Below are 6,764 nucleotides of genomic sequence, written 5' to 3'. Positions count from 1 at the left end.
CTCCAGCACCACAATCCCCGACGGCACCATGTAATCCGGCAGCAATGCCCAAAGTCCCCGGCGCGCCTCCTCCGCATCGAAACGCGGGCGCGTCGGCGCGGCCGCATAGGGGCTCCAGACCTCGGTCTGCGCCTGATCGATCGGGCCGGCCAGCATGGCGCCGAGGAACAGGTCGGTCTCGGCATCCCCCAGCCGCAGGTCGGCGCGCAACCTGTCCGTATCGAACCCGCCGATCAGACAACTGCCGACCCCGAGCGCCGGGCCCCTGTCGGCCAGCACCTGTCCCATGGCCCCGGCTTCGATCAGGCAGGCGTCGCGCGCCCAGTCCCCGTAGAGCGGGGCGATGGCCGGAAGGTGGCCGACCATCAGCATCGCGAGCGCGGCGCCTTCGGCGATGCCGCGGTTCACCCCGTCGAACAGGTGCGGATCAAAAGCCGCGCCCCCGACGCGGCTCAACTGGTGGCCGGCGGGGTCGTAGACGTAGGCGCCGCCATCGAGGCCGGCGACCGCGCCTTCCTTCGCCAGCACGTAGAGACGCACGGGATAGAGGCCGCCCGCGGAGGCATAGCGCCGCTTGGGCAAGGCCGAGCTCTCGGTCGGCATGGCCTCCAACACGCTCAGCCAGGCGCCGAGCGCGTCGGCTTCGATGGGGCGCTCGGCGAAGCGCCGGTAGCTTTGTCGCGCGAGGAAACCGGAGGGGTGCGGCTCGTCGGACGGGCCGTGGGGCAGCGCGAAGGCGGCCTGTGGATCGGCGACGTCGGGCAGGCCGCGCTGTTCGAGCACGAAGGCGGCGTGCGCGAGCGGATCGACCATCTCGCCGGTTCCGCGCGCGCCGGCGGCAGGCTGGTCGAGGGTGACATAGGCCACGATCCGGCGCGTGCGGTCGCTGTCGCCCACGAGGGCCGCCACGGCGCTGGCGACCTGCGGCAGGGCGCACAGCTGGGCCTCGATCTCGCCCAGCTCGATGCGGAACCCCCGCAGCTTGACCTGCTGATCCTGCCGGCCCAGGAACTCGATCTCGCCGTTCGGCATGAAGCGGCCGAGGTCGCCGGTGTCGTAAAGCCGCTCGCCGGTCGCGGGATGCCGCACGAAGCGGGCGGCGGTCTCCGCCGGGTTGTTCCAGTAGCCGAGCGCCAGACCATCGCCCGCGATGAACAGCTTGCCGGGGACATGGACAGGGCACGGTGAGAAGTCGGGCTTCAGCACGTGGAAGCGCTGGTTGCGCAGCGGCCTGCCGTAGGGCACCGACGGCCGCGCCGCATCGGCGGCGTCGATGGGATGAAGGATCGACCAGATCGACGCCTCGGTGGCGCCGCCGAGGCTGAGCAGTCGCGCCTCGGGCGCCGCCTCGCGCAGCCGTGGCGGCAGGGCGACCGGGATCCAGTCCCCGCTCAGCATGACGATCCGCAGCCCGCCGATCAACGCGGGAGCCGCGTCGCCGGCCGCCGTCAACATGAGGTCGGCGAGCGCGGGCGCGGAATTCCAGAGCGTCACCTTGTCGGTCTCGATGGACTGGGCCCAGCGGATCGGATCGCGCTGCCCATCCGGCTCGGGCACGACGACGGCCCCGCCGGCGGCCAGCACCCCGAAGATGTCGAAGATCGAGAGATCGAATTCGAGCGACGAGACCCACAGCACCCGGTCCGAACCGTTGAGGCCGAGCCGCTCGTGGAGATCGGCCAGGGTGTTGCGGGCCGCCCGATGGCTGATCGCGACACCCTTGGGCTTGCCCGTGCTGCCGGACGTGTAGATCACGTAGGCCAAGTCGTCCGCCGACGTCGGCCGGGGCTCGGCGGCGGGCGTGACGGTCGCGGGTGCGGCCATCGCCACATCGAGCAGGGTGATCTTCTCCTGCCAGTCGCAGCCCCGCTCGATGCGGGTTTGGGTGAGACCGACGCGCGCCCCGGATTCGGCGAGAATCGTCGCGATGCGCAGATCCGGCTGTCCGGCGCTGATCGGGAGAAAGGCCCGCCCCGCCGCCAGGACCGCCAATACCGCGATGATCTGCTCGGGACCCTTTTCCATGACGACCGCGACGAGCGTGTCGTCGTCGGACAGCACCGCGCACAACCGGCCGGCGAGCTGCTGGACTCCGGCGTGGAGCGTGGCGAAGTCGTAGGATCGGCCGTCCGCGACGATCGCGACCGCGCCGGGATGGGCACGGGCTGCGGCGAGCACGGGCTCGTGCAGCAGCTCGTTCCCCAGAGGGCCGTCTGTGGCATTGACGGCATCGAACAGGAGGGACTGGTCCGACGGCAGCAGCGTCCGACGGGTGTCCTCCCACGCCGCCTCGTCGTCGGCCAGGGTTCGCAGCAGGCCGACATAGGCCTCGAACATGGCGTCGAGCAGGCCCTCGGGGAACAGCGCCGCCGGCGCATCCCAGTCGATGCCCAACGCCCGCCCGCCGATCTCGTAGACCTTGTTGTCGAGCCAGGTCTGCGGGGTCTGCGTGATGGCATGAACGATGTCGACGACGTCGTCGGGCAGCTCGGCCTGCGCCTCGCCGAGAACGCTCGTGAAGACGATCGGCAGCAGCCCCGCCGCCGGGTCGCCCGCGTCCGCAGCGATGCGGCGCTGCACCTCGACGCCGCTCAACGCCCGGTGATCGAGATCGGCCGCCAATTGCTGCTGCTGGGCCCGCGCCCTTTGGGTGAAGGCCCCCGTGCGCACCGCACGCATTTCCAGCGGCACGAGGTTGGTGAACACGCCCAACATGTCGGCCACTTCGGGCGCCAGAGGTCGCCGGTCGCCGACCGTCAGATTGAGGGTGAAGTCGTCCGACGCGGACCAGGTGCCGAGCACCTGCGCATAGGCGGTCATGAGCACGTTGGACGGGGTCAGTCCGCGGACGGCCGCGCGTGCCTTCAGGTTGCGCCACTGCGGCGCCTCGATGCGGGCATGGCGGCGCGAGAAGCGGCCGTCCGCGAGCGCGCCGGGGTCCACCGCGAGGGGCAGCGCCGGCGGAGGCGGCAGGCTGGCCAGTCGCGCGCCCCAATAGGCCTCCGCCTGCTCGAGCGCCGGATCCGCCTGCTGCACGGTCAGCACATAGTCGCGGAAGGTCGCGGCGCCGGCTGGGAGGGGCCGCCGCTCGCCGCGCCCGCAATAATGGTCGAAGACCTCCTGCAGGAGACGGTTGTTGCTCTCGCCGTCCAGAATGAGCGCATCGATGCTGAGATGCACCCGCCAGTCGTCGTCGCTGAGGCGGGTCGCCCGGACGTCGAACAACGGCCAGCGGTCGGTGGGCAGCACCTGGTGCGACATCGCCTCGCGGGTGGCGGCGGCCGCCGCCTCGCCGACTTCGCGTGGCGCATCGGCATGATCGGCGCACGGAATGACGAAGGGTGGCACCGTTTCGAGGATGCGCTGGGAGCCGTCCGCCGCGATCACCGCGCGCAGCATCGGGTGCCGGTCGATCGCACTTCGCCAAGCCGTCGTGAAGCGAGGCAGGTCCAGGTCGCGGACGACGAGCTCGGCATAGACGTGGCAGGCGACATCGCCGAGCGCGACCAGCTGCTGGCGACCGAACCAGTAGGCCTGTTGCACCGGCGTCAGCGGAAAGGGGTCGAAGGCTCCCTCTCGATCGACGCGCAACGGTGGGGGAGCCGCCGCATCCGGCGCCAGCGTGGCCAGATGCTCCGCCAGCGCGCCGAGCCCGGGAAACTGGAACACCGCCCGCAGCGACAACGCGCGGCCCGTCGCCTCGCGCACACGTGCGACCAGTTGCGCCGCCAGCAGCGAATGTCCCCCGAGGCGGAAGAAATCGTCCGCCAGCCCGACGCGCGGCAGACCGAGCAGATCAGCGACGATCGTGCAGATCGCGTGGTCCTCGGGCGTGCGTGGCGCCACATGGGGCGTCGCGCCTTGGTCGTGAACCTCCGGAGGCGCCGCCATGCCGGCGAGCACCGCCTTGTCGATCTTTCCGTTCCGGGTGAGCGGCATCGCGTCGATCGGCACGAAAGCGGCCGGCAGCATGGCGTCGGGCAGATGCCGCGCCAACTCCGTGCGCAAACTTTCGGGATCGATCCGCACGCCGGGCCGTGCCACGAGATAGGCGACCAGCTGCGCCCCCCCGCCGGGCGCGGGCATGGCCAGCACGGCCGCCTGCGCGATGTCGGCATGGGCGGCGAGGCGCGTCTCGACCTCGCCGAGCTCCACGCGCACTCCCCGAAGCTTCACCTGATCGTCGGTGCGGCCCTGATAGTCCAGCACTCCGTCGCGTCGGCAGACCACCCGGTCGCCGGTGCGGTAGAGACGCTCGCCGGGAACGAAGGGGCTGGCGATGAAGCGTGCGGCCGTCAGCCCAGGACGCCCGTGATAGCCCCGCGCCAACCCTATTCCGGCCACATAGAGCTCGCCGGCGACGCCGGGCGCGCAGGGGCACAGCCCGTCGTCCAGCACATAGGCGCGGACATTCGGGTAGGGTCGCCCGATCGCCATATCCTGTCCGTCCACCGTCGCTGCGATGCAGCCGATGGTCGCCTCGGTCGGGCCGTATTCGTTGACGATGGCAATGCCGGGGCAGCGCGCCCTCAATAGGTCCGCCTGCCCTTGGGTGAGAGCCTCGCCGCCGACGATCGCCACCCGGATCGGTGAGGTCCCCGGCGCAAGAGCGACCAGCATGGACAGATGGGACGGCGTCAGCTTGATGGCGTCGAGCCCCGCGTCCGGTGCGAATACCGCCGCCAATGCCGTCTCCGGCGTCGTCGCCGGCACGACGTGAACGACCCCTCCGCTGCAGAGCGGGGCCAGCAGGCTCGTCAGGGTGAGATCGAAGCCCGACGCCGTGAACAACGGCATGGCGACCTGCGTCCCGCCGAGGATCTCGCGCGTCACATGGTCCACGTAGTGGACGATGCTGCGGTGGCTGATCCCCGCACCCTTGGGACGGCCCGTGCTGCCCGACGTATAGATCACATAGGCGAGATGACCGCCCCTGAGCGGTGCGCGCCGCTCAGGGGCGGCAAGAGGCTCGGGCGACAGCTCCCGCAGACGCCGGCGCGTGTCCGCGTCGTCGAGAGCGACGGTTCGGGCTCGAAAAGCCGAGGGAATCCGGGCCGCCAGCATGGTCGAGGTGACGATCCGCGCCGGCTTCGCATCCGACAGGAGAAAGCCGAGCCGTTCCTCGGGCAGGTCGACATCGAGCGGCAGATAGGCGCCGCCGGCCTGAAGGATCGCCACGCCCGCCGCGACCTGCTCGATGGACCGGTCGAGCAGCACGGCGACCCGGTCGTCCGGCCCCACACCCTCGGCGATCAGCAGGCGCGCAAGGCGATGGGCCTGATCGCCCAACTGCGCGTAGCTCGAGACATGATCGCCGCAGCGGACGGCGGGCGCCTCGCGCCGCGCCACGATCTGACGCGCGATGAGATCGCCGAGCAAGGCGTCCGGCACGGGAGCCTCGCGGACGCCGATCCCCTGCGCCAGCCTCAGCCGTTCCTCTTTGGAAAGGACGTCGAGCCGGGACAAGCGGGTGCGAGGGGCGCGGCCGATCTGGTCGAGCAATCGGCAAAGCCGCGCGACGAGCTCCTCCGCGCTCGCGCGATCGAAGAGGTCGGCGCTGTACTCCAACCGACCGGTCAGGGCATTGCCGCGGTCCGCCATCTCGAAGGACAGGCTGAATTTCGAACGGCCGCCGGCAAGGACCGCCTCCGGTGTGGCGGTGATGCCGGGCAGATCGAGAGCGGCAGCCGGTCCGGTCTCGAGGCTCAGCATGGTCTGGAACAAGGGTTGGCGGCCCACCACGCGCGGCGGGTCGAGCGCCTCGACGATCCGCTCGAGCGGCAGCGCGTCGTGGGCATAGGCATCGACGCAGGTCGCCCGCACGCGGGCGAGCAGAGAGACGAAATCCGGATCTCCGCTCAGGTCGTTGCGCAGAACGAGCGTGTCGACGAAGAAGCCGACCAGCGCATCGAGGTCGCCGTCCTCGCGTCCGCCGGAGGCCGTGCCGATCGCAATGTCGTCGCCCGCGCCGAGACGATGGAGCAGCGTCGCCAGCGCGGCTTCCAGCACCATGAACAGCGTCGCGCTCTCCTCGCGGGCGAGCTGGCGGAGCCGCGAGGTGGTGTCCGCGGCGACCGCGATGGCCACCGCGCCGCTCGCGTGGGTCGGTCGGGCCGGCCGTCTGCGATCGGCCGGCAACGGGATCTCGTCGGGCAGCGCGGCGAGTTTCGCGCACCAATAGGCCAGTTGCTCCGTCTCGGTCGCATCGTCGAGCCGCGCGCGCTGCCATAGGGCGTAGTCGACATAGCTCACGCTCAGCGGCGCGAAGTCCGGCGCGCGTCCGGCGAGCCGCGCCGCGTAGGCCCGTCCGAGGTCGGCGAGCAGCGGCGCGATCGATGCGCCATCCGCCGCCGCGTGATGCAGGACGAGGAGCAGCAGGTGGTCCCGCGGCGTCAACTCGATCAGCGTCGTTCGGATCGGGTCGTCCGTCGCGAGGTCGAAGCCGCGCGTCGCTTCCGCCTCGATCGTCGACGCGCCGTCCGCCTCGGCGCCCACGACGACGCGGAAGGCCGGTCGCGCCTCCCCGACGGCGAGGACACGCTGGGTCGGCTCCCCACCGCCCTGAACGATCCGGGTGCGGAGCACCTCGTGGCGCGCGACCACGTCCTCCACCGCCGTCCGCAAGGCGGCGATGTCGAGCGAACCGCGCAGGCGCCAGAGGATCGGGATGTTGTATGTCCCTTCGTCCTCGAGCTGGTTCAGCAGCCAGGCGCGCCGCTGGGCGAAGGAGAGCGGCAGTTCCGCCGGGCGCGGCTGAGCGGTCA

At 71.2% G+C, this 6,764-nt stretch carries 1 protein-coding gene; it reads right to left on the bottom strand.

What is annotated here, in order from left to right; all coding sequences use genetic code 11:
* The coding region (locus JCR33_RS24575; RefSeq protein WP_198884793.1) for a non-ribosomal peptide synthetase at positions 1-6,764 on the bottom strand (6,764 nt) is incomplete at both ends.

This window comes from Acuticoccus mangrovi (assembly GCF_016411865.1).
Lineage (GTDB): Bacteria > Pseudomonadota > Alphaproteobacteria > Rhizobiales > Amorphaceae > Acuticoccus > Acuticoccus mangrovi.
Note: the sequence above shows the minus strand (reverse complement) of the source record. Positions and strands in the feature narration are given on the sequence as shown.